We start from the raw sequence: 21,863 nt of genomic DNA on the forward strand, positions 1-21,863 counted from the left end.
TGCTTGGCTCTCGCGGGTGACATGGCAAAGGGCCGCTTGGCAATTATCGCGGGCAGCGGCCTTCTGCCGTCTCATGTCGCCACCGCGGCGCGTGACGCAGGCGAAAACCCCTTCATTATCGCTCTGAAAGACGAGGCCGACCGGTCCTGGGAAGGCTTTGACCACGCGGTCATAGGCGTCGGCGATTTTGCTGCTCTCCATCGGATCTTTAAAAACAACGACATAGACCGCGTCGTAATGTCAGGCGGGGTACGTCGGCGTCCGGAATGGCGGGAAGTCCGGCCGACGCTGAAAACGCTCGTGAAACTGCCGTCGACAATCCGGACGCTGCTTGCTGGCGGCGACGATACGGTGTTGCGGATGGTCATAACCTTGATCGAAGAGAATGGACGCAGGGTCGTTGGAGCGCACGAGATCGCACCCGATCTGCTTGCCTCCGTCGGTCCGCTGGGCGCCGTTCATCCAAGCACAGATGACATAAAGGACGTCGCGCGAGCCGCGGAGGCCGCGGATGCGCTCGGCAGGCTGGACGTCGGTCAGGGGGCTGTTGCCGTTGGAGGCCGCATTGTTGCGCTCGAAGGAGTGGAGGGCACGGACAGCATGCTCGAACGCGTCGCAAACCTGCGAGCGTCGGGACGGATCTCGTCGCGCCGCCGCGGCGTGCTTGTGAAGCTTTGCAAGCCGCAGCAAGATATCCGCGCGGACCTGCCATCGATCGGAATTTCGACGATCGAGAACCTACAGAAGGCGGGACTGGCCGGCGTGGCTGTTGAGGCGGGGCGCTCACTCGTCCTGGAGCGAAATGCTGTCATAAAGGCTGCGGATGAAGCCGGTATCTTCGTGTGTGGATTGGACAGGGGTTTGCCATCCTGGGGGCTGGCGTGAGCGACACTTCACTGAAAGTTGCCATCGTTGTTGGAGAGGTTTCGGGCGACCTTCTGGGCGCGGACCTGATTGCCGCTTTGAAACGGCAATTTCCAGGTGACATAGACCTGATTGGGGTTGGGGGCGAGGGGCTAGAGGCGCAGGGTCTGCGCTCGCTTTTCGATTTCTCGGAGCTGCAGGTCATGGGCATCACGCAGGTACTTTCAAACCTGCCACGCCTGGTCCGCCGCATTGGCGAGGCGGCGTCAGCGATAATCGCCGCAAAACCCCATGTGCTTGTTATCGTGGACAGCCCGGATTTCACGCACAGGGTCGCCAAGCGCGTGCGCGCGGCCCTGCCCGAATTGCCCATCGTCAACTATGTTTGTCCGAGCGTTTGGGCGTGGAAGGAATATCGCGCTGAGCGTATGCTCGCTTACGTCGATCAGGTGCTGGCAGTCTTGCCCTTCGAACCGGAAGTGATGCGCAAGCTGGGTGGGCCGCCAACAACTTACGTTGGTCATCGTTTGACCGCCGATCAAAGGCTGTTGCACGCGCGAAGCGTGCGTGCGCGGACGAAGCCGCGAGAACAGGCCGAGCGCAAGACGGTGATGCTGCTGCCTGGTTCGCGTTCATCGGAGATTAGCAAGCTATTGCCGTACTTCGGCGATGCCGTCCACGAGTTGGTGACACGCAACGGCGATATGCGCTTTGTTTTGCCGACGATGCCCCGACGCGAGGCGATGATCCGGAATCTTGTGAAGGATTGGACAACCAAGCCGGAGATCGTCACGGGAGCGGAGGCGAAGTGGCAGGCTTTCGCGGAAGCAGATGCCGCCATGGCAGCGTCGGGAACCGTCGTGCTCGAGCTGGCGCTGACCGGTGTTCCCTGTATTTCCGCGTACAAGACCGACTGGATCATCAAGCTTATGACCAGCAAGATCAAGACGTGGAGCGCGGCTCTTCCGAACCTGATCGCGGATTACGCTGTTGTGCCCGAATACATCAACGACGTTGTCCGAGGCGGCAGCTTTGCGCGCTGGATGGAGAAGCTCTGCGTCGACACCTTGCCTCGGCAGGCAATGATGGAGGGGTATGATGTCCTCTGGCAGAGGATGCAGACAGAAAAGCCGCCGGGAGAATACGCGGCCGAGATTGTTCTCGACATCCTTCAAAAGAAAAAGCCCGGTCATTTCTGACCGAGCCTTTGCTTCTTGCTATTGCTGACTAGCGCTTGGAAACCGGTACGTAGTCGCGCTGTGGCTCGCCGACATAGAGCTGGCGCGGGCGGCCGATACGCTGTTCCGGATCTTCGATCATTTCGTTCCATTGGGCAATCCAGCCGACCGTACGGGCAAGCGCAAACAGCACGGTGAACATAGTCGTGGGGAAGCCCAGGGCCTTCAGCGTGATGCCCGAGTAGAAGTCGATGTTCGGATAGAGCTTCTTCTCGATGAAGTATTCATCGGTCAGTGCTATGCGTTCGAGTTCCATCGCGACTTCGAGCAGCGGATCATCCTTGACACCGAGTTCGCCGAGAACCTCATGCGTTGTTTTCTGCATGATCTTGGCGCGCGGGTCGTAGTTCTTGTAGACGCGATGACCGAAACCCATCAGACGGAACGGATCGTTCTTGTCCTTGGCGCGGGCGATGTATTCCGGAATGCGGTCGACGGTGCCGATCTCGGTCAACATGTTTAGCGCTGCTTCGTTGGCGCCGCCATGAGCCGGGCCCCAGAGGCATGCAATGCCGGCAGCGATGCAGGCAAACGGGTTTGCGCCCGACGAGCCTGCCAGGCGGACGGTCGAGGTTGATGCGTTCTGCTCGTGGTCGGCGTGCAGGATGAAGATGCGGTCCATGGCGCGCGACAGCACCGGATTGACCACATACTCCTCGCAGGGAACTGCAAAGCACATGCGCAGGAAGTTCGAGGCGTAGTCGAGGTCGTTCTTCGGGTAAACGAACGGCTGGCCAACGTGATACTTGTAAGCCATGGCGGCCAGCGTCGGCATCTTGGCGATCATACGCAGGCTTGCGACCATGCGCTGATGCGGATCCGTGATGTCAGTGGAGTCGTGGTAGAAGGCCGATAGTGCGCCGACACAACCACACATGACAGCCATCGGATGCGCATCGCGGCGGAAGCCCGTGAAGAACCGGCTCATCTGCTCATGCACCATCGTATGATGGGTGACGCGATAGTCGAAATCCTTCTTCTGGGCTGCCGTCGGTAGCTCGCCGTAGAGAAGCAGGTAGCAGACTTCGAGGAAGTCGCCGTGTTCGGCAAGCTGCTCGATCGGATAGCCTCGGTGCAGCAGTACACCGGCGTCGCCGTCGATGTAGGTGATTTTCGATTCACAGGATGCGGTCGAGGTGAAACCAGGATCGTACGTGAAGGAGGCCGTGTTCTTGTACAGGGCGCCGATATCGATGACATCAGGACCGATCGTGCCGCTCTTGACGGCGAGATCGACCGATTTGTCACCGATTTTCAGTGTTGCGCTTTGTTCCGTCATTATGATCCTCCAAACTGGCGGTTGGCGCCATAAAAGGCGCCATAGGGTTAAGCGTCGTCGATGATTGCTATATGATCGCGCGCCTAATGCCAAGTTACCGTGACGCCATTTTGTGCATTGCAGTATCAACTTTTGGGCACTGCTGCGATGAGCGTCGCGCATAGCAGAAGCTGATGATTATCCTTGGCTTTTCTGACTTCCGATTTTCCCTCAGATTTCAATCGATTATCTCTGCCTAGAAGCCGTTGAGCTTGCATTCTGGTTGTAGTGGCGGCTGTTTTTTTGGGCGCAATGCATGCCGGGGTTGAAGCCATCCAAGTTAAGGAAGGCCGCCCGCGGTGCGGATGCGTTTCGGCGCGGAAGGACCTTCGCATCCTCGTTTTGGCGCTGCCTGCGTTATCGTCGACATTACCGTAACGCTTGCTCACCTGCCTACGACGGAATGCCGGTCAGCCGAGCTTCTGTTTAGAGGTGAAGCCCCGTGTAGATTGGGCGCTTGCCAGATAAGGATGGATGGGTACGGCCTAGACGTTTTAACGACGGTCTACGCCAGATTTGGCCGCCTTTGGGTGAGGCATAGGACATACAACTGGCCAAAACGCACCCTAGACGGTGAGCCACCTGTCTTCAATGATAACGGCGAATGAGGCCGACGAGCTTGCCTTGAACCTTGACACGGTCAGGTCCGAAAATACGCGTTTCATAAGCCGGGTTCGCGGCTTCGAGTGCAATGGAAGCGCCTTTGCGACGGAAGCGCTTGAGGGTCGCTTCCTCGTCATCGACGAGTGCGACAACGATGTCGCCGGCATTTGCAGTGCTGGCGTTGCGGATGATCACGGTATCGCCGTCGAAGATGCCGGCTTCGATCATGGAGTCGCCCTTCACCTCGAGCGCATAGTGTTCACCCTGGCCAAGCATGTCGGCTGGAACAGTGATGTCGTGGGTATTGTTCTGGATCGCGGAAATCGGCACACCGGCGGCGATCCGTCCCATAACCGGTACAGACGCAGAACCGCCATTGTCCGCATGTGCAGCCGGCTTCGTCGGCGCAACCGGCTGCGGTTTGCCAAGGCTGCCTTCGATGACGCTCGGCGAAAACCCTCGGCGGGGCTGCAGGCTCGGATTATAGGCCTCGGGTAGCTTGATGACCTCCAGGGCGCGCGCCCTATTCGGCAGTCTGCGAATGAAGCCGCGTTCTTCGAGCGCCGTAATCAGCCGGTGGATACCCGACTTCGACGCGAGATCCAAGGCGTCCTTCATTTCATCGAAAGAGGGGGGAACACCGGACTCCTTCATTCGTTCGTGAATGAAGAGAAGAAGCTCCTGTTGCTTGCGCGTCAGCATCGAAGTCGAACCCCAGAGTCGTGAAACAAAGCCAGAACGGACACTATATGTTCCATATGTGTTCCGCAAGTACCTAAATTTTCGTAAAACTTGCCTGCAACATGTTCAGTTTTTGCGTTGGTTTTCGGCGAAAGCGCAGAAGGGGGTTGCATTGTTCCCTGGCCCGGCGCACATCTTCGCAAATTCCCGGGAGTTTGCCATGAGCGAAGCACATCCGCTGGACCACATCGTGCTGCCGGTCTCCAATATTGTCCTTGCCCGCGAGCGTCTCGGAAAGCTCGGATTCACCGTCGCGCCCGATGCCCGGCATCCTTTTGGAACCGAGAACGCCTGCGTATTCTTCGCCGACGAAACTTACCTGGAGCCGCTCGGGGTCGCCAGTTTAGAACCGTATGAGGCGTCGGCGAGGAAAGGCAATGTTTTCACCGCGCGTGACCGTGCCTTTCGATTTCGATGCGGCGATGATGGATTCTCCGCTGCGGTTTTCGCGACCGCCGATGCCGACCGCGACCATGCCCGGTTCCTTGCCGAAAAGATCAACGGTGGCGAGATGCTGCAGTTCGAGCGACCGATGAGACTGCCCGATGGTTCTCAGGCAACCGCTGCATTCAAGCTCGCATTCGCAGTCGACTTAAGGGCTCCGGACTTCTTCTTTTTCACATGCCAGCGCGTCAATCCGCTGCCGTCCGATCGAGGGGCGCTGCAAACCCATGTGAACGGCGTCAAGGGCATCGCCGAGATCATTCTTGGAGCGCCGGACCCAAAGGCGTTTGCGCCATTGGTGCGTGCTGCGGTCCACAGCCTCACGGTGACCAACGAGGCCTTTGGCGTGAGTGTTGCAACTCCGAACGCGAAAGTAAGCGTTCTCTCACCAGATGGATTGGATGCCTACCTCGACATTCCCGCACCCTCAAACGATCGCGGCCTTCGTGGTGTCGCCATTGTTTTCGCGGTCAGTGATCTCGCCGTGACAGAAGCGCATTTGGCTGCTAACGGGATGACCTACACGCGCAAGAACAATCGAATTCTGGTGAAGGCGGCGCCCGGGCAGGGCGCGCTCTTCGCCTTCGAGGAGAAACGATGAGCCAGACAAATTCCGCAGTCGTGGTTGGCCAAGGCGCCGGCCGCGTCACCTTTTCGAATACCGGCAAGCTGTCGCTGATTGCCGGGCCATGTCAAATGGAGAGCCGTGATCATGCCTTCATGATCGCGGGCGTGCTTAAGGAACTGTGCGACAAACTTGGTCTTGGTCTCGTCTACAAGTCGTCGTTTGACAAAGCCAACCGGACTTCGCTGTCGGCTCAGCGTGGCATCGGCCTTGAAAAGGCGCTGGAGGTTTTTTCCGACCTTAAGAAGGAATACGGCTTTCCTGTTCTGACCGACATCCATACGGAAGAGCAGTGCGCCGAGGTGGCAACCGTCGTCGACATTCTGCAGATTCCTGCCTTCCTCAGCCGTCAGACCGACCTGCTCGTGGCGGCCGCCAAAACGGGCCGAGCCATCAACGTCAAGAAGGGGCAGTTCCTGGCGCCTTGGGACATGAAGAATGTCCTCAACAAGCTGAACTCGACAGGCAACCCGAATATTCTCCTTTGCGAGCGCGGGGCCTCCTTCGGCTACAACACGCTCGTATCTGACATGCGTTCGCTGCCAATCATGGCGGCGATGGGCGCTCCGGTTGTTTTCGATGCGACGCATTCAGTCCAGCAGCCGGGCGGGCAAGGCGGTTCCAGCGGTGGTCAGCGCGAGTTTGTCGAAACTCTCTCGCGCGCTGCCGTTGCAGTCGGCGTCGCTGGTGTATTCGTCGAAACACACGAAGATCCCGACAACGCGCCCTCAGATGGCCCGAACATGGTCTACCTCAAGGATATGCCGCGCCTCCTGGAAAGGCTCCTTGCCTTCGACGCGATCGCGAAGGCTGCTTGAAGGGTTTGCGCAGGGGCGCTCGCCATCAGCCGGCGAGCGCGATCCTCTGGTTTGAGAAGTATCCCCACTCCGGGTGCTTTGTCGCATTCTCGAGGACGAAGCGGGAGAGCAGGTGATTGAGGTGCGCAGCCTCGTTGCCAAGTTCCCGGCATGCCGCACTCGATTCTTCGGCCATCGCTGAGTTCTGTTGCGTGACGCTGTCCATGGTATTGACCGCAGCGTTGACTTCGACGAGTGCCGTCGTCTGTTCGGAAGAGGAACGCACGATTGCCTCGATCAGCGCCGTCACCTTCAGAACCTGCTGATCTATCTGGTTCAGGGCTTCGCCCGTGCGGTTGACCAAGGCGACGCCGGTCGAAACCTGACCGGAAGAAGTCTCGATCAGCTGTTTGATTTCCTTTGCCAGATTGGCGGAGCGGCCCGCCAGATCGCGCACTTCCTGTGCAACGACAGCAAAACCCTTGCCAGCCTCACCCGCACGGGCGGCTTCCACCCCGGCATTGAGCGCGAGCAGGTTGGTCTGGAAGGCAATTTCATCGATAACATTGATGATCTCACCAATTTGCGCAGACGACGTTTCGATCTTCTGCATTGCAGCCACCGCCTCGTGCACGACGCTCGCCGAATAGTTGGCGCTTTCCTTGGTCGCCTTCATCATCGCATTCGCTTCATTGGCGCGTTCCGACGAATTCTTGACGGTTACGGTGATTTGATCGAGTGCGGAAGCGGCCTGTTCGAGCGAGGCTGCTTGATGTTCCGTTCGCCGTGCCAAATCTTCAGTACTCGAGGAAATTTCGCTGGAGCCGATCTTTACCGCATTCGTGGCGGTTGCAATGTCCTTCATCGCGCCGGAAAGCGTGCGGACGCTGGAGTTGAACTGTTCGCGAAGCGTCTCGTAGGCCGACCCGAAGGGCTCGCTGAGCTGCACGGTGAGATCGCCACCGGAGAGGCGTTCCAAGCCACGGCCGAGGTCCACGATAACGCGCTCGCGCGCCGCCTCCTCGTCTGCCTTGACGGCGGCATGTGCCGCATCGCGCAGCGTTTGGGCTTGGCGTTCGGCGTCCTGGCGCTGGCGGATGTTGTTTCGCTCTTCAGCCGATTGGCGAAAGACGGTAACGGCGCGTGCCATCTCGCCGATCTCGTCGGCGCGGCTGCTGAAGGGTACATCCTTCGAATAGTCGCCGCCCGCAAGGATCGTCATGTAGTCACGCATCGCCGACAGCGGCACGATGGCACGCCGGCGGAAGACATGAAGACCGCCAAGAAGCAGGCAAAGCGAGACGGCGGCAGATGCAAGCGTGATCGTCGAGAGGAGGTATGTCTGCTCGGCGGCGTCCTTTTCGGCCTCGGCCGAGAAGGCGTTCGCCATATCGACGAGTTCGTTGACTGCTTTTTCGTGGATATGGAAATTGGTCGAGAGTTTCAAGAAAGCGGTCCGGGTAATGGCCGAGTTGTTATTAAGAATGGCGGGCGCAAGTTCGTCCTGCATCACCTTCCAGAACAAATCGCCTTGGACGAGAACATCGTTCAGCAGTTTTTCCTTGAGGTCGAGGCTGAGCGCCGTCGCCTGCCAATATTTACGGCGGTCCTCATAGGCGGGAACGAGGACATTTTGGATGCGGTCGATGTTCTTCCGGGCGACCTCCGGGCGCTGTACTGCTTCGAGCGCGAGCATGTAGGACTCAACGACGTAGAGGGGCGGCGGCAAGATGTCGGCTACCAGGTCCTTCCCGTAGACGATCTGCTTGTACATCTGGCCGTTCACACGCAACTTGTTGAAGGCATAATTCTGTATGCCGATTGAAGCGATGAGGCCCGCGGTGACGACTGCCGCGAAGATGGCAAGGCTACGTGCAATGTTGAGTTTCATCCAATTCCCCGTGGCATTTATTGGCGAATAATGAAGTTTCTAAAAACTATTCTTGGAATTCCGAGGGGACCGCAACGGTGAGGGTCCGAATACATTGGTAGGCGGGTTTGGACCGCATGAAGAAGCGCATCATGCATACTGTCCTTTAGGAGACGGCAGTATTTCCTCATTGAGCGTTAACTATAGGTTTGATTGGTTACTTACTTATACATTTCAACCAACTTGAGAGTAGCAATCCTTGCTTTCAAAACCTGAAGTTTTGAAATACTGGGAACATCTCGTTCGTCATTGATTTGCGGAACGTGGGCCGCTTCAAAAGCCTGACATAATCGCGCGATAGGGCCGTGACATGCCACGTGTCATCAATGCGGCATTGTAATTTGCGTACCTTCGATTAAACAGGCTTCGAACGTTATCATCCACCGAGCAGGAAGAACCGATGACTGCAATTACCGACATTATCGCCCGCGAGATTCTCGACAGCCGTGGCAATCCGACCGTCGAAGTCGATGTCTATCTCGAAGATGGCAGCATGGGCCGTGCGGCGGTGCCGTCGGGCGCTTCGACCGGTGCTCACGAAGCCGTTGAAGTGCGTGATGGCGGCAAGCGCTATCTCGGCAAGGGCGTTGAAAAGGCCGTCGAGGCCGCCAACACCGAAATCTTCGACGCGATCGGCGGCATCGATGCCGAAAATCAGATCCAGATCGACAATATCATGATTGAATTGGACGGCACGCCGAACAAGTCGCGTCTCGGTGCAAACGCCATCCTCGGCGTGTCGCTTGCTGTGGCCAAGGCCGCTGCGCAGGCAGCCGGCCTGCCGCTCTACCGTTACGTCGGTGGCGCCAGCGCTCACCTGCTGCCGGTTCCGATGATGAACATCATCAATGGCGGCGCGCATGCAGACAACCCGATCGACTTCCAGGAATTCATGATCATGCCGGTTGGCGCCGATTCCATTCGCGAAGCTGTTCGCATGGGTTCGGAAGTCTTTCATGTCCTCAAGAAAGAGCTTTCGGCTCAGGGACACAACACCAACGTCGGCGATGAAGGCGGCTTCGCGCCGGGCCTGAAGAGCGCGCCGGAAGCCCTCGACTTCATCATGAAGTCCATCGAGAAAGCGGGCTACAAGCCAGGCGACGACATCAGCCTTGGTCTTGACTGCGCTTCGACGGAGTTCTTCAAGGATGGCAAGTACGTCCTCGAAGGTGAGGGCCGGACGCTCGATCCGGGCGCCATGGCCGAATACCTTGCTCAGCTCGCAGCCAAGTATCCGATCATCTCCATCGAAGATGGCATGGCTGAGGACGACTGGGACGGCTGGAAGGCTCTGACCGATCTTGCTGGCAAGAAGGTCCAGCTCGTCGGCGACGACCTCTTCGTCACCAACTCGGCTCGCCTTCGTGACGGTATCCGCATGGGTGTCGCAAATTCGATCCTCATCAAGGTCAATCAAATCGGCTCGCTGACAGAAACGCTCGATGCCGTCAACACCGCGCACAAGGCTGCCTACACAGCCGTCATGTCGCATCGCTCCGGCGAAACGGAAGATTCCACCATCGCTGACCTCGCCGTTGCCACCAACTGCGGTCAGATCAAGACGGGTTCGCTGTCGCGCTCCGATCGTCTGGCCAAGTACAACCAGCTCATCCGCATCGAAGAGGGCCTTGGCCCGCAGGCTCGCTACGCCGGCCGCTCGATCATCCGCGGCTAATCGCCTCTGATTTCAGCAAGTTGGACCCGCGTCTTCGAAGGCGCGGGTTTTTTCTTGCCTGATTTTTCATAGTCAACGGACAGTTAATCTCTGCCCGCTAGTCTCACGCGTATCGAGGTAATGCGTTCGAGCGTGTGTTTATGTGGACAAAGCATCACAAGAAGAAAAAGATCGGTCGTTTCGTGGTTCCGGCCATGACGGTCGCCTTTCTTTCCTACTTCGGCTATCATTGCATCCATGGGGACTACGGTCTGCGGGCAACCGAAGGGTTTGAGCGCCAGCGGATCGCGCGCGAAAGGGAGTTGGCGGTTCTAAAAGGCAAGCGCGAGCATCTTGAAAAGCAGGTCGCGCTATTGAGTGACGGTTCTATGGACAAGGATATGCTGGACGAAAAAGCGCGTCTTCAGCTCAATGTTTCTCGTGCCGACGAGATTGTCATTTTCAATCACTATTCAAATTAACTGAAATTCAGTTAATCGAATTAAATCGTTATTTATCAGCGGCTTGCTGCTGAATACGAGCCATGCATTTATGGCATTGCTGTGGCGAATTTTCTTCCCTATGGTACGCGCCACCAGAGAACTAACAAACCCATAGGGAGGGTTGAATGGCGCCGCGAAAGAACGCGACCGTTTCCAGCCGTAAAACTAGCGCAAAGCCGGCAAACAAGGCATCCAATGGTGGTCCTGTTGCCGATTTCACGCGTGACGAAGAGCTCAGCGCCTATCGCGAGATGCTGCTGATCCGCCGCTTCGAGGAAAAGGCCGGCCAGCTTTACGGCATGGGCTTCATTGGCGGTTTCTGTCACCTCTACATCGGTCAGGAAGCTGTCGTTGTCGGTATGCAGATGGCGCAGAAAGAAGGCGATCAGGTTATCACCGCCTATCGCGACCACGGCCATATGCTGGCGACCGGCATGAGCGCTCGTGGTGTCATGGCCGAGTTGACCGGCCGCCGCAGCGGTTATTCGCATGGCAAGGGCGGCTCGATGCACATGTTCTCCAAGGAGAAGCATTTCTACGGCGGTCACGGCATCGTCGGAGCTCAGGTTTCGCTTGGAACGGGCCTTGCTTTCGCGAACAAATATCGCGGTAACGACAGTGTCGCCGTCGCGTATTTCGGCGATGGTGCTGCAAACCAGGGCCAGGTCTACGAGAGCTTCAACATGGCCGCTCTCTGGAAGCTGCCGATCATCTACATCGTCGAAAACAACCGTTACGCGATGGGTACCTCGACCGCCCGCGCAACCGCGCAGTCGAACTACTCGCTGCGCGGCTCCGGTTTCGGCATTCCGGGTGTTCAGGTCGATGGTATGGATGTCCGAGCCGTCAAGGCTGCCGCAGACGAAGCGCTTGAGCATTGCCGCTCCGGCAAGGGTCCAATCATCCTCGAGATGCTGACCTACCGTTATCGCGGTCACTCGATGTCCGACCCGGCGAAGTACCGCACGAAGGAAGAAGTGCAGAAGATGCGCTCCGAGCAGGATCCGATCGAGCAGGTGCGTGCCCGTCTTCTGGAGAAGGGCTGGGCCTCGGAGGACGATCTCAAGGCGATCGACAAGGACGTCCGTGACGTCGTTGCCGACAGTGCCGATTTCGCTCAGTCCGATCCGGAGCCGGATGCATCCGAGCTCTACACTGACATTCTGCTCTAATCGGGGAGGGACGACCCATGCCAATCGATATTCTCATGCCCGCCCTCTCTCCGACGATGGAAGAAGGCACGCTTTCCAAGTGGCTTAAGCAGGAGGGCGACTCCGTAAAGTCTGGTGACGTGATTGCCGAAATCGAAACCGACAAGGCAACGATGGAAGTCGAAGCCGTCGACGAAGGCGTCATCGGCAAGCTGCTGGTTCCGGCTGGAACCGAAAACGTCAAGGTCAACGCCAAGATCGCGGTCCTGCTGCAGGATGGCGAATCGGCGTCCGATATCTCGACCGCACCTGCCGCACAGGCCGCGCCTACCGCCGCTCCGCAGGCTGAAGAGAAGCCTGCAGCTGCTCCGGTTCCTGCTGAACCGAAGGCAGCCGTGCCGAACGATCCGGAAATTCCGGCCGGCACGGAAATGGTCTCCATGACCGTTCGCGAGGCGCTTCGCGATGCCATGGCTGAAGAAATGCGTGCAGACGACAGTGTTTTCGTCATGGGCGAAGAAGTCGCCGAGTACCAGGGTGCCTATAAGGTGACCCAGGGCCTCCTGCAGGAATTCGGCGCGCGTCGCGTCATCGATACCCCGATCACCGAGCACGGTTTTGCCGGCGTCGGCGTCGGCGCTGCAATGGCCGGCCTGAAGCCGATCGTCGAATTCATGACCTTCAACTTCGCCATGCAAGCGATCGACCAGATCATCAACTCGGCTGCCAAGACGCTCTACATGTCCGGCGGCCAGATGGGCGCTCCGATCGTGTTCCGCGGCCCGAACGGTGCTGCTGCCCGCGTTGGCGCCCAACACAGCCAGGACTACGCATCGTGGTATAGCCAGATCCCCGGCCTCAAGGTCGTCATGCCCTACACGGCATCCGACGCCAAGGGGCTGCTCAAGGCCGCCATCCGCGATCCGAACCCGGTCGTCTTCCTCGAAAACGAAATTCTTTACGGTCAGCACTTCGATGTACCGAAGCTCGACGATTTCGTTCTTCCGATCGGCAAGGCTCGTATCCATCGCCCGGGCAGCGACGTGACGATCGTCTCCTTCGGTATCGGCATGACCTATGCTACCAAGGCTGTCGCCGAACTCGAAAAGATCGGAATCGACGCCGAATTGATCGATCTGCGCACACTGCGCCCGATGGACCTTCCTACCGTCATCGAGTCGGTCAAGAAGACGGGCCGCCTGGTCACCGTCGAAGAAGGTTATCCGCAGAACTCCGTCGGCACCGAAATTGCCACCCGCGTCATGCAGCAGGCCTTCGACTATCTCGATGCGCCGGTTTTGACGATCGCCGGTAAGGACGTTCCGATGCCCTACGCCGCCAACCTCGAGAAGCTCGCGCTTCCGAGTGTCGCCGAAGTCGTCGATGCCGTGAAGGCCGTCTGCTACAAGTAACAAGGGGAGGGTATTTCGATGCCAATCAATATCACGATGCCTGCCCTCTCTCCGACGATGGAAGAAGGCAATCTGGCCAAGTGGCTCGTCAAGGAAGGCGACACCGTCAAGTCGGGCGACATCATTGCGGAAATCGAAACCGACAAGGCGACGATGGAAGTCGAAGCCGTCGACGAGGGTACGGTCGCCAAAATCGTCGTTCCTGCCGGCACCGAAGGCGTCAAGGTCAATGCCTTGATCGCCGTGCTTGCCGCCGATGGTGAAGATGTAGCTGCTGCTGCCAGCGGTGCTGGCTCCGCCGCCGCTCCCGCGCCGAAGGCTCCTGAAGCCCCGAAGGCGGAAGCCGCGTCCGCGCCGGCTACGCAGGCGCCTGCTGCTGCCGCACCGGCTCCCGCCGCGGCACCTGCTGCCGCTTCGACCGGTGGCAATCGTACCTTCTCGTCGCCGCTCGCGCGTCGTCTGGCGAAGGAAGCCGGTATCGATCTGTCAGCCATTGCTGGATCCGGCCCGCATGGCCGTGTCGTCAAGAGTGATGTCGAATCCGCCGTCGCAGGCGGTGGCGCCAAGGCAGCTTCCGCTGCCGCCGCCGCTGCACCGCAGGCCGCCGCAGCCCCGGCTCCGGTCGCCAAGGGTGTTTCTGACGACGCCGTTCTCAAGCTCTTCGAGCCGGGCTCCTACGAGCTCGTGCCGCATGACGGCATGCGCAAGGTCATTGCCAAGCGCCTCGTCGAGTCCAAGCAGACCGTGCCCCACTTCTACGTCACCGTGGATTGCGAGCTCGATGTGCTGCTTTCGCTGCGCGCCCAGCTTAATGACGCTGCACCCCGCAAGGACGGCGCGCCGGCCTACAAGCTCTCCGTCAATGACATGGTCATCAAGGCCATGGCACTGGCGCTACGCGATGTGCCGGATGCGAACGTGTCGTGGACCGAAACGAACATGGTCAAGCACAAGCACGCCGACGTCGGCGTCGCTGTCTCGATCCCTGGTGGTCTGATCACGCCGATCATCCGCAAGGCCGAGGAGAAGACGCTGTCCGTCATCTCCAACGAGATGCGCGATCTCGGCAAGCGTGCCAAGGATCGCAAGCTGAAGCCTGAGGAATACCAGGGCGGCACCAGCTCCGTCTCCAACATGGGCATGATGGGCGTGAAGCACTTCGCGGCCGTCATCAACCCGCCGCATGCAACGATCCTCGCGGTCGGTGCAGGCGAGCAGCGCGTCATCGTCAAGAACGGCGAAATGGCGATCGCAACCGTGATGACTGTTACGCTTTCGACCGACCATCGTTGCGTTGACGGTGCTCTCGGCGCGGAGCTGCTGCAGGCGTTCAAGGGCTACATCGAAAATCCGATGGGAATGCTCGTCTGAGACCGGAGCGGAGGCGGAAATGACGAAAACCGTTCTTTGCTATGGTGACTCGCTGACCTGGGGCCAGGACGCCGACAAGGGACGTCATGCCTACAAGGATCGTTGGCCAAGCACGCTTCAGGCGGCACTAGGCAACGAAGTGCGGATCATCGCTGAAGGATTGAACGGGCGGACCACCGCCTTCGACGATCATCTCGCCGATTGTGACCGGAATGGTGCACGCATCCTGCCGACGATCCTGCAAAGCCATGCGCCGCTTGATCTCGTCATTCTGCTGCTTGGTACGAACGACATGAAGCCTGTCGTGGCTGGGTCGGCCTTTGCCGCCTGCCAAGGCATTGCCAGGCTGGTGCGCTTGATCCGCAATCATGCGTGGCCCTTCGAATTCGATGGACCAGACATCCTGATCGTCGCGCCCCCGAAGATTTGCGAGACGGCTAACGTGCCGTTTGCGGCCTCATTCGTCGGCGCCATTGAGGAGTCGGCGAAGCTTCCGACGCTCTATCGCGACCTTGCGGACGAACTCGGTTGTGGCTTCTTTGACGGCAATTCGGTGGCCAAGACGACGCCGGTCGATGGCATTCACCTCGATGCGGAAAATACCCGCGCTCTCGGGCGCGGCATGGAATCGACTGTGCGGATGATGCTGGGGCTTTGAGCATGGGATCCTTCGTTTCGCTTCGTTCCGCCACGCGGGAGGATGCGACGGAGCTGGCTTTACTCACGGACATCGCGTCGCATGGTTTCGCCTCCTGGCTATGGCTGGCTGAGCTTGGAAACGGCGGCGCTGATACGCCGATGGAGCGTGGACGGCAGAAGCTGCGTGCTGACCAGTGGCAAGGCAGCTGGAGCGACGCCGTGATTGCCGCAGCCTACGGCGAGGTCGCGGGAGCCGCGATCGGCTACGGTCTCGGTGAAGGCATACGCAATATCGAGGCGGATCGCCCGGCGCTAAAGCCGGTCATCGATCTGCAGAAAATGGTGGTGGGAAGCTGGTTTATCGAAACGCTCGGTGTCTACCGCCATCTGCGCGGCATCGGGATTGGTCGACGGCTTCTCGAGGATCAGATTGAGCGGGCGGAAAATGCGCCGGTCAGCCTGATCACCGCAGGTTACAACGAAGCGGCTCTGTCGCTTTACAGGAAGAGTGGATTTTCGGAGGCGGCGCGGGCGGATGCCGTCGCGTTCTTCGAAAACGGCAGGAAACACGAGTGGGTGCTTCTCACCCGCGACGCCCGATAGCAAAGGCAGGAAAACATGGCTGAGAACTACGACGTCATTATCATTGGCTCCGGCCCCGGGGGCTATGTCGCCGCTGTGCGCGCCAGTCAGCTGGGCCTCAAGACCGCGATCGTCGAGCGCGAGCATCTGGGCGGCATTTGCCTCAACTGGGGCTGCATCCCGACCAAGGCGCTCCTCCGCTCGGCCGAAATTCTCGACCATTCCAAACATCTGAAGGACTACGGTCTTGTGCTCGATGGCAAGGTGAGCGCCGATGTGAAGGCAGTCGTCGCCCGCTCGCGCGGTGTGTCGGCCCGTCTCAACGGCGGCGTTGGCTTCCTGATGAAGAAGAACAAGGTCGACGTGATCTGGGGCGAAGCCAAGATCACCAAGGCTTCGACTGGAGCTCAGCCGGGCGAGATCGTCGTCGGCAAGTCAACCAAGCCGGTCGTCGAACCGCAGCATCCTGTGCCGAAGGGCATCAAGGGTGAGGGCACCTACACGGCCAAGCACATCATCGTCGCAACGGGTGCGCGTCCGCGAGCCCTGCCGGGCATCGAGCCGGACGGCAAGCTGATCTGGACCTATTTCGAAGCGCTGAAGCCGGATGTATTGCCGAAGTCGCTGATCGTCATGGGATCGGGTGCGATCGGCATCGAATTCGCAAGCTTCTATCTGTCCATGGGCGTGGACGTGACGGTGGTTGAAGTCTTGCCAACCATCATGCCGGTCGAGGATGCGGAAGTAACCGCGATCGCCCGCAAGCAGATGGAAAAGCGCGGCATGAAGATCTTCACGAGCGCCAAGGTAGCCAAGGTCGAAAAGTCCGCCAACAGCATCACTGCCCATGTCGAGACGTCGGATGGCAAGATACAGCAGATCACGGCGGATCGCATGATTTCGGCTGTCGGCGTGCAGGGCAACATCGAAAACCTCGGCCTTGAGGCTGTCGGCGTCAAGACGGATCGCGGCTGCGTCGTCATCGACGGTTACGGTAAGACCAACATTCCTGGCATTTACGCGATCGGCGACGTCGCCGGCCCGCCGATGCTTGCTCACAAGGCCGAACACGAAGGCGTCGTCTGCGTCGAGAAGATCGCCGGCCTGCCGAACGTTCATGCGACCGACAAGGGCAAGGTCCCGGGCTGCACCTACTGCAACCCGCAGGTTGCCTCCGTCGGTCTGACCGAGGCCAAGGCCAAGGAACTCGGCCGCGACATCCGCGTCGGCCGCTTCTCCTTTGCAGCGAACGGCAAGGCGATTGCGCTTGGCGAGGACCAGGGCCTCTGCAAGGTCATCTTCGACAAGAAGACCGGCGAGCTGCTGGGGGCCCACATGGTCGGCGCTGAGGTCACCGAGCTCATCCAGGGCTTCGTTGTCGCAATGAACCTCGAGACAACCGAGGAAGAACTGATGCACACGATTTTCCCGCATCCGACCGTTTCCGAGACGATGAAGGAAGCAGTTCTCGATGCCTACGGCCGGGTGCTGAACGCTTGATAGTTTCCTTTCCTGCTCCCTATTTCAGGGCTGGAAAGAACGAAGGGAAATCATCATGTCTATGGATACGCAGGCACTGCTTATCTTTCTCCTGATTGGTCTGGTGGCGGGGTTCCTAGCAAGCCTGGTTGTCGGGGGAGGTGGATTGATACGGTGCCTGCTGAGCGGCGTTATCGGCGCGTTCGTCGGAGGTTTTCTCTTCAGCGCGCTCGGGATATCGCTTGGCATCGACAATGCGCTGGTGGTGCAGATCATTCACGCGACGGTCGGAGCCATCGTCGTGGTTCTGATCGCAAGGGCGATAGCATAGTGCGTCTCGAAGACCGCGAGGCGGTTTTCAGCCAAGACGTGGATGAAACATCAGAGACTTTAAGGGGCGACGGCAGGATGGAAGGTGTAGGCTGGATCGCAGCGATCATCATCGGCGGTTTTGCGGGTTGGCTCGCAGGCAAGCTGATGGAGGCCCGTTACGGGGTATTGCTGAACATCGTGCTCGGCATCGTCGGCTCCGTCGTCGCAACCGCGATTCTGGCGCAATTTCATATCGAGGTGGCCGGCGGCAGGCTCGGCTACTTCATCACGGGTTTTCTTGGGGCCTGCTTGCTGATATTCGTCGCGCGGCTCGTCCGCCGATAGATTGGGCTTTTTGCCGCATGGAGCGGCGGAGATTTGAACTGCCATGGTAACCATTCTCGATACGATCAATCCTGAAGCCAAGCGCGTGCGGCATCCGGAAAAGGCGCATCGCCCGGACACGGAAGTCATGCGCAAGCCGGATTGGATCCGCGTCAAGGCGCCGACCTCAAAGGGATACGCCGAGACGCGCTCGATCGTGAAGGAGCACAAGCTCGTCACCGTGTGCGAAGAAGCGGGCTGCCCCAATATCGGCGAGTGCTGGGATAAGAAGCACGCGACCTTTATGATCATGGGTGAGATCTGTACACGCGCCTGCGCCTTCTGCAATGTTGCGACCGGCAAGCCGAACGCGCTCGACATGGCAGAGCCCGAAAACGTCGCCAAGGCCGTCAAGCAGATGGGTCTCAGCCACGTCGTCATCACCTCCGTCGACCGTGACGATCTGGAAGATGGTGGTGCCGAACATTTCGAGAAGGTGATCTGGGCAATCCGCGCAGCCTCGCCGACGACCACCATCGAGATCCTGACCCCTGACTTCCTGAAGAAGCCGGGTGCCCTGGAGCGCGTTGTTGCCGCCAAGCCCGACGTCTTCAATCACAATATGGAGACGGTCGCAGGCAACTATCTGACGGTCCGCCCCGGCGCTCGCTATTTCCACTCCGTCCGCTTGCTGCAGCGCGTGAAGGAACTGGACCCCACCATGTTTACCAAATCGGGCATCATGGTCGGTCTTGGAGAAGAACGAAACGAAGTGCTGCAGCTGATGGACGACCTGCGGACCGCCGACGTCGATTTCCTGACGATCGGCCAGTATCTGCAGCCGACCCGCAAGCATCACAAGGTCATGAGCTTCGTCACCCCCGATGAGTTCAAGTCCTACGAAACGGTTGCCTACACCAAGGGGTTCCTGATGGTGGCTTCGAGCCCGCTCACCCGCTCGTCGCATCATGCTGGCGACGACTTCGCCCGCCTGAAAGCCGCACGCGAGAAAAAATTCCTGGTCGAAGCGGAATAATCAACGTGCGCTTGCATTTTCTTAAAGCCGCGGCGATTTTCCCGCGGCTTTTTATTTGCAGAGGCGACGCGAATGCCGGCTTATATCGATGATACGCGCAAAGCCGCGGGACTGTTGCGGCAGTTGGATCGCATCATGGTGATCGGCTGTTCGGGCGGCGGCAAGAGCACCTTGTCGCAAAAGCTCAGCAGCCGGCTCGATCTTCCCTATTTCTCCATGGACAAAGAGTTCTTCTGGCTGCCGGGCTGGGTCAAGCGCTCGAAAGACGAAGAACGTCGTCTGATCACCGAGGTTGTTGCCGGGAAACGTTGGCTTATGGACGGAACCGGCCCGTCCACCTTCGATCTTCGTGTCCCGCGCGCGCAACTGGTCGTTTGGGTACGCATGCCGCGCTTGATTTGCCTGTGGGGCATCTGCAAGCGCGTTATTCCACTTCGGCAGGACGCGGCCGGACATGGCACTGGGATGCCGGGAGCGATTACCGGATCGGGAGTTTCTGACCTACATCTGGACGTTCGAGAAGCGATTTACGCCTCTGGTAATCGCCGGACTTGACAAGCACGGACCTGATGTCCCGGTTTTTCAGCTGAAAAGCCGGCGAGAGGTGGACCGCCTTCTTGATCTTCTCGGCGCTCCCACTTAACTGCCGATCATGCCCCAGTTCGAAACGCATCACTCCGTCCCGCATTCCGCTGACCAGATGTTCGACCTCGTCGCCGACGTCGAGCAATATCCGCAGTTCCTGCCACTTTGCGAGGCGCTGAGCATTCGCAGCCGCAAGGAGCGTGACGGCAAGGTTCTGCTGATTGCCGACATGACCGTCGGTTACAAGGCGATCCGCGAAACCTTTACGACGCAGGTGCTGTTGAACCGCGCCGAACGTCTCATTGAGGTCAAGTACATAGACGGGCCGTTTCGCTATCTCGACAATCGCTGGCGCTTCGAAGAAACGGCAACAGGCAGCAACGTCCACTTCTTCATCGACTACGAGTTCAAGAGCCGCATCCTGGGGGCTGTCATGGGCTCGATGTTTGACCGGGCCTTCCGCATGTTCTCCGAAGCCTTCGAAACGCGGGCGACGAAGATTTACGGCTGAGCCAGTTGCTGGATCATGCCAAGTGCGGTCCTGACCGTTGCGAGGCGCACCTGATCGCGACCGATATCGCCGTAGAGCATCTTTTGATGAATGAGGCCCCCCTTGCGTGACTTGGCGGCGAGGTGAACGAGACCGACCGGCTTCTCGGCCGACCCGCCGGCTGGGCCGGCAATGCCCGTCACGGCAACAGCAATGGCCGCTTGAGAGCGGAAGAGGGAGCCATGCACCATCTGCCGTGCCGTCTCTTCCGAGACCGCGCCGAAACGGATCAGCGTCTCTTCCTCAACGCCAAGCATCTCCATCTTTGCGGTGTTGGTGTAGGTGACGAAGCCTCTGTCCACGACCGCGGACGATCCTGAAATCTCCGTAAGCGCGCTTGCGATCAATCCGCCGGTGCAGGATTCTGCCGTCGAGACCATCAGCCCGGCAGCCGCAAAGTGGCCAATGATAGCTTCGGCTTGCGCGACGATATCGGCTGGGAAGATGCTCATGTCAGCGTTCCCTGTAGACGACGGTCGCAGTGGCGATTGCGGCTATGCCCTCGCGGCGACCAACAAAGCCGATCGTCTCGTTCGTCGTCGCTTTGACCGAGCAACGATCGATGGAAATGCCGAGGAACTCCGACAGCTTGGCCCGCATTTCGTCGCGATGTGGCCCGACTTTGGGCGCTTCGGCGATCAGCGACACGTCGGCGTTCATGATCGTGCCACCGCGTTCGCGGACGATCTTTGCCGCATGTTCGATGAAGATGCGCGAAGGCGCACCCTTCCATTGTGGATCCGACGGCGGAAAATGATCGCCGATGTCGCCCGCCCCACAGGTGGCCAAAAGCGCGTCGGTCAGGGCGTGCAGGGCCACGTCAGCGTCCGAATGCCCCTTGAGTTTCTGGTCGTGGGGAATGAAAACGCCACAGAGCGTCACGCCATCGCCGGGTTCGAGTTGATGCACATCATAGCCGTTGCCCGTACGCACGTCGGGGAGCGCCTGTCCTGAGAGTCTGCTGTCTGCCATTGCAATGTCCCGTTTGACCGTCAGTTTCACGTTGTCCGCCAAGCCTTCGATGATCCGCACTGGCATCCCGGCCCATTCAGCGATGGCGGCATCGTCGGTAAAATCCGTGAGGTTTGCTGCGGACGCCTTTTCGTGGGCGGCAAGGATAGCTTCGAATGCGAACGACTGTGGCGTCTGCGCTGCGTAAAGCTGAGAGCGGGAAACGGTATCAAGCACCGTTCCGTCGAGGTCGGCTCGCTTCAGCGTATCGGCGACTGGCATGGCTGGAAGAATTGCCGGCACGCCCTCCAGGAGGACGCCAGCGATGCGATCGAGAAGGGCATGATCGAAGAAGGGTCGCACGGCGTCGTGGATCAGAACATGCGAGACGTTCTTGCTTTTTAAATGGCGCAGTCCGGCCAGGACGGATTGCTGGCGCGTCGAGCCGCCGTAAACGGCATCGATCGGCCTGCCAGACCGGACCTGAGCGGCAGCATTGGCAAAAAGGGCTTCGTCGTCGGGGTGGATGACCGCGACGATGTGGTACGCAAGCTTCCAGCTGGCGAACGTCTCCAGTGTATGAGCGATGACCGGCTTGCCGCCAATTGCCCGATATTGCTTCGGGCCTTCTTCGGATGCGCCTGCGCGTTCGCCACGCCCCGCTGCCACGACGACAATACCTATTGCTGGTTGCTTTTGATGCATTTGCGGCATAAATCCTCAAAGCGCGATTTTGCACTGGTGCTTAGCGGCT

Annotated in this window: 21 protein-coding genes and 1 pseudogene; 17 read left to right on the top strand and 5 right to left on the bottom strand. The window is 59.2% G+C overall.

Annotated elements, in window-relative coordinates:
* Nucleotides 1-3 precede the first annotated feature (3 nt).
* A complete protein-coding gene (locus BN77_RS12800; protein WP_040677119.1) occupies nt 4-885 on the top strand; it encodes an LpxI family protein in 882 nt (293 codons plus the stop codon).
* Nucleotides 882-2,063: a lipid-A-disaccharide synthase gene (gene lpxB / locus BN77_RS12805; RefSeq protein WP_040677122.1), complete on the top strand. Its 1,182-nt coding sequence runs from the start codon at nt 882-884 to the stop codon at nt 2,061-2,063. The genes BN77_RS12800 and lpxB overlap by 4 nt, the downstream gene beginning before the upstream one ends.
* Nucleotides 2,064-2,091: 28 nt before the next feature.
* Here the strand turns inward: lpxB and gltA are convergent, their stop codons facing one another.
* Together gltA and lexA are read right to left on the bottom strand one after the other, a co-directional pair.
* Nucleotides 2,092-3,381 (bottom strand): citrate synthase, encoded by a 1,290-nt coding sequence (gene gltA, locus BN77_RS12810; protein WP_007532404.1) that lies wholly within the window; start codon nt 3,379-3,381, stop codon nt 2,092-2,094.
* 627 nt (nt 3,382-4,008) lie between these two features.
* Nucleotides 4,009-4,725 (bottom strand): transcriptional repressor LexA, encoded by a 717-nt coding sequence (gene lexA, locus BN77_RS12815; RefSeq protein ID WP_007532406.1) that lies wholly within the window; start codon nt 4,723-4,725, stop codon nt 4,009-4,011.
* A gap of 199 nt (nt 4,726-4,924) precedes the next feature.
* On the opposite strand from lexA, the gene BN77_RS12820 reads away from it, so the two are divergent.
* Complete coding sequence (locus BN77_RS12820) at nt 4,925-5,809, top strand: VOC family protein (RefSeq protein WP_007532408.1); 885 nt, start codon at nt 4,925-4,927, stop codon at nt 5,807-5,809.
* Nucleotides 5,806-6,651: a 3-deoxy-8-phosphooctulonate synthase gene (gene kdsA / locus BN77_RS12825; RefSeq protein ID WP_007532410.1), complete on the top strand. Its 846-nt coding sequence runs from the start codon at nt 5,806-5,808 to the stop codon at nt 6,649-6,651. Before BN77_RS12820 ends, kdsA begins: the two co-directional genes overlap by 4 nt.
* A gap of 25 nt (nt 6,652-6,676) precedes the next feature.
* Here kdsA and BN77_RS12830 read toward each other — a convergent pair whose 3' ends face one another.
* Nucleotides 6,677-8,521 carry a methyl-accepting chemotaxis protein gene (locus tag BN77_RS12830; protein WP_007532413.1) on the bottom strand — a complete coding sequence of 615 codons (1,845 nt, stop codon included), beginning with the start codon at nt 8,519-8,521 and terminating at the stop codon, nt 6,677-6,679.
* A 439-nt stretch (nt 8,522-8,960) separates the two neighbouring features.
* On the opposite strand from BN77_RS12830, the gene eno reads away from it, so the two are divergent.
* The 13 genes and pseudogenes from eno (at nt 8,961) to BN77_RS12895 (ending at nt 20,119) form a co-directional block, all read left to right on the top strand.
* Nucleotides 8,961-10,235: a phosphopyruvate hydratase gene (gene eno / locus BN77_RS12835; protein ID WP_007532416.1), complete on the top strand. Its 1,275-nt coding sequence runs from the start codon at nt 8,961-8,963 to the stop codon at nt 10,233-10,235.
* A gap of 140 nt (nt 10,236-10,375) precedes the next feature.
* Nucleotides 10,376-10,696 (top strand): FtsB family cell division protein, encoded by a 321-nt coding sequence (locus tag BN77_RS12840; protein WP_007532419.1) that lies wholly within the window; start codon nt 10,376-10,378, stop codon nt 10,694-10,696.
* Nucleotides 10,697-10,842: 146 nt separating this feature from the next.
* Nucleotides 10,843-11,889: a pyruvate dehydrogenase (acetyl-transferring) E1 component subunit alpha gene (gene pdhA, locus BN77_RS12845; RefSeq protein ID WP_007532421.1), complete on the top strand. Its 1,047-nt coding sequence runs from the start codon at nt 10,843-10,845 to the stop codon at nt 11,887-11,889.
* A gap of 17 nt (nt 11,890-11,906) precedes the next feature.
* A complete protein-coding gene (locus BN77_RS12850; RefSeq protein ID WP_007532422.1) occupies nt 11,907-13,280 on the top strand; it encodes a pyruvate dehydrogenase complex E1 component subunit beta in 1,374 nt (457 codons plus the stop codon).
* 18 nt (nt 13,281-13,298) lie between these two features.
* Complete coding sequence (locus tag BN77_RS12855) at nt 13,299-14,651, top strand: pyruvate dehydrogenase complex dihydrolipoamide acetyltransferase (RefSeq protein ID WP_007532424.1); 1,353 nt, start codon at nt 13,299-13,301, stop codon at nt 14,649-14,651.
* Nucleotides 14,652-14,670: 19 nt separating this feature from the next.
* Nucleotides 14,671-15,309, top strand: coding sequence for an SGNH/GDSL hydrolase family protein (locus tag BN77_RS12860; protein ID WP_007532426.1), 639 nt, complete (start codon nt 14,671-14,673; stop codon nt 15,307-15,309).
* Between the two features lie 2 nt (nt 15,310-15,311).
* The gene (locus BN77_RS12865; protein ID WP_007532428.1) at nt 15,312-15,893 is read left to right on the top strand and encodes a GNAT family N-acetyltransferase; all 582 of its coding nucleotides are present in this window, start codon (nt 15,312-15,314) and stop codon (nt 15,891-15,893) included.
* Between the two features lie 15 nt (nt 15,894-15,908).
* A complete protein-coding gene (gene lpdA / locus BN77_RS12870) occupies nt 15,909-17,372 on the top strand; it encodes a dihydrolipoyl dehydrogenase (RefSeq protein ID WP_007532430.1) in 1,464 nt (487 codons plus the stop codon).
* A gap of 55 nt (nt 17,373-17,427) precedes the next feature.
* Entirely contained in the window at nt 17,428-17,682 is a 255-nt protein-coding gene (locus BN77_RS12875; protein ID WP_007532432.1) for a GlsB/YeaQ/YmgE family stress response membrane protein, read from the top strand.
* 77 nt (nt 17,683-17,759) lie between these two features.
* On the top strand, nt 17,760-18,008 hold the full coding sequence (locus tag BN77_RS12880) for a GlsB/YeaQ/YmgE family stress response membrane protein (RefSeq protein WP_040677126.1): 249 nt from the start codon (nt 17,760-17,762) through the stop codon (nt 18,006-18,008).
* A gap of 43 nt (nt 18,009-18,051) precedes the next feature.
* Nucleotides 18,052-19,023 (top strand): lipoyl synthase, encoded by a 972-nt coding sequence (gene lipA / locus BN77_RS12885; RefSeq protein ID WP_007532438.1) that lies wholly within the window; start codon nt 18,052-18,054, stop codon nt 19,021-19,023.
* A 72-nt stretch (nt 19,024-19,095) separates the two neighbouring features.
* Nucleotides 19,096-19,666, top strand: a pseudogene (locus tag BN77_RS12890) (P-loop NTPase family protein).
* Nucleotides 19,667-19,675: 9 nt separating this feature from the next.
* Nucleotides 19,676-20,119: a type II toxin-antitoxin system RatA family toxin gene (locus BN77_RS12895; RefSeq protein WP_007532441.1), complete on the top strand. Its 444-nt coding sequence runs from the start codon at nt 19,676-19,678 to the stop codon at nt 20,117-20,119.
* On the opposite strand, the gene BN77_RS12900 is transcribed toward BN77_RS12895, so the two are convergent.
* Nucleotides 20,110-20,610: a CinA family protein gene (locus BN77_RS12900; RefSeq protein WP_007532443.1), complete on the bottom strand. Its 501-nt coding sequence runs from the start codon at nt 20,608-20,610 to the stop codon at nt 20,110-20,112. The two genes, BN77_RS12895 and BN77_RS12900, sit on opposite strands and share 10 nt — an antisense overlap.
* A gap of 1 nt (nt 20,611) precedes the next feature.
* Nucleotides 20,612-21,823 carry a bifunctional 2-C-methyl-D-erythritol 4-phosphate cytidylyltransferase/2-C-methyl-D-erythritol 2,4-cyclodiphosphate synthase gene (locus BN77_RS12905; protein ID WP_040677129.1) on the bottom strand — a complete coding sequence of 404 codons (1,212 nt, stop codon included), beginning with the start codon at nt 21,821-21,823 and terminating at the stop codon, nt 20,612-20,614.
* Nucleotides 21,824-21,863: the final 40 nt, after the last annotated feature.

The organism is Rhizobium mesoamericanum STM3625, from assembly GCF_000312665.1.
Classification (GTDB): domain Bacteria; phylum Pseudomonadota; class Alphaproteobacteria; order Rhizobiales; family Rhizobiaceae; genus Rhizobium; species Rhizobium mesoamericanum.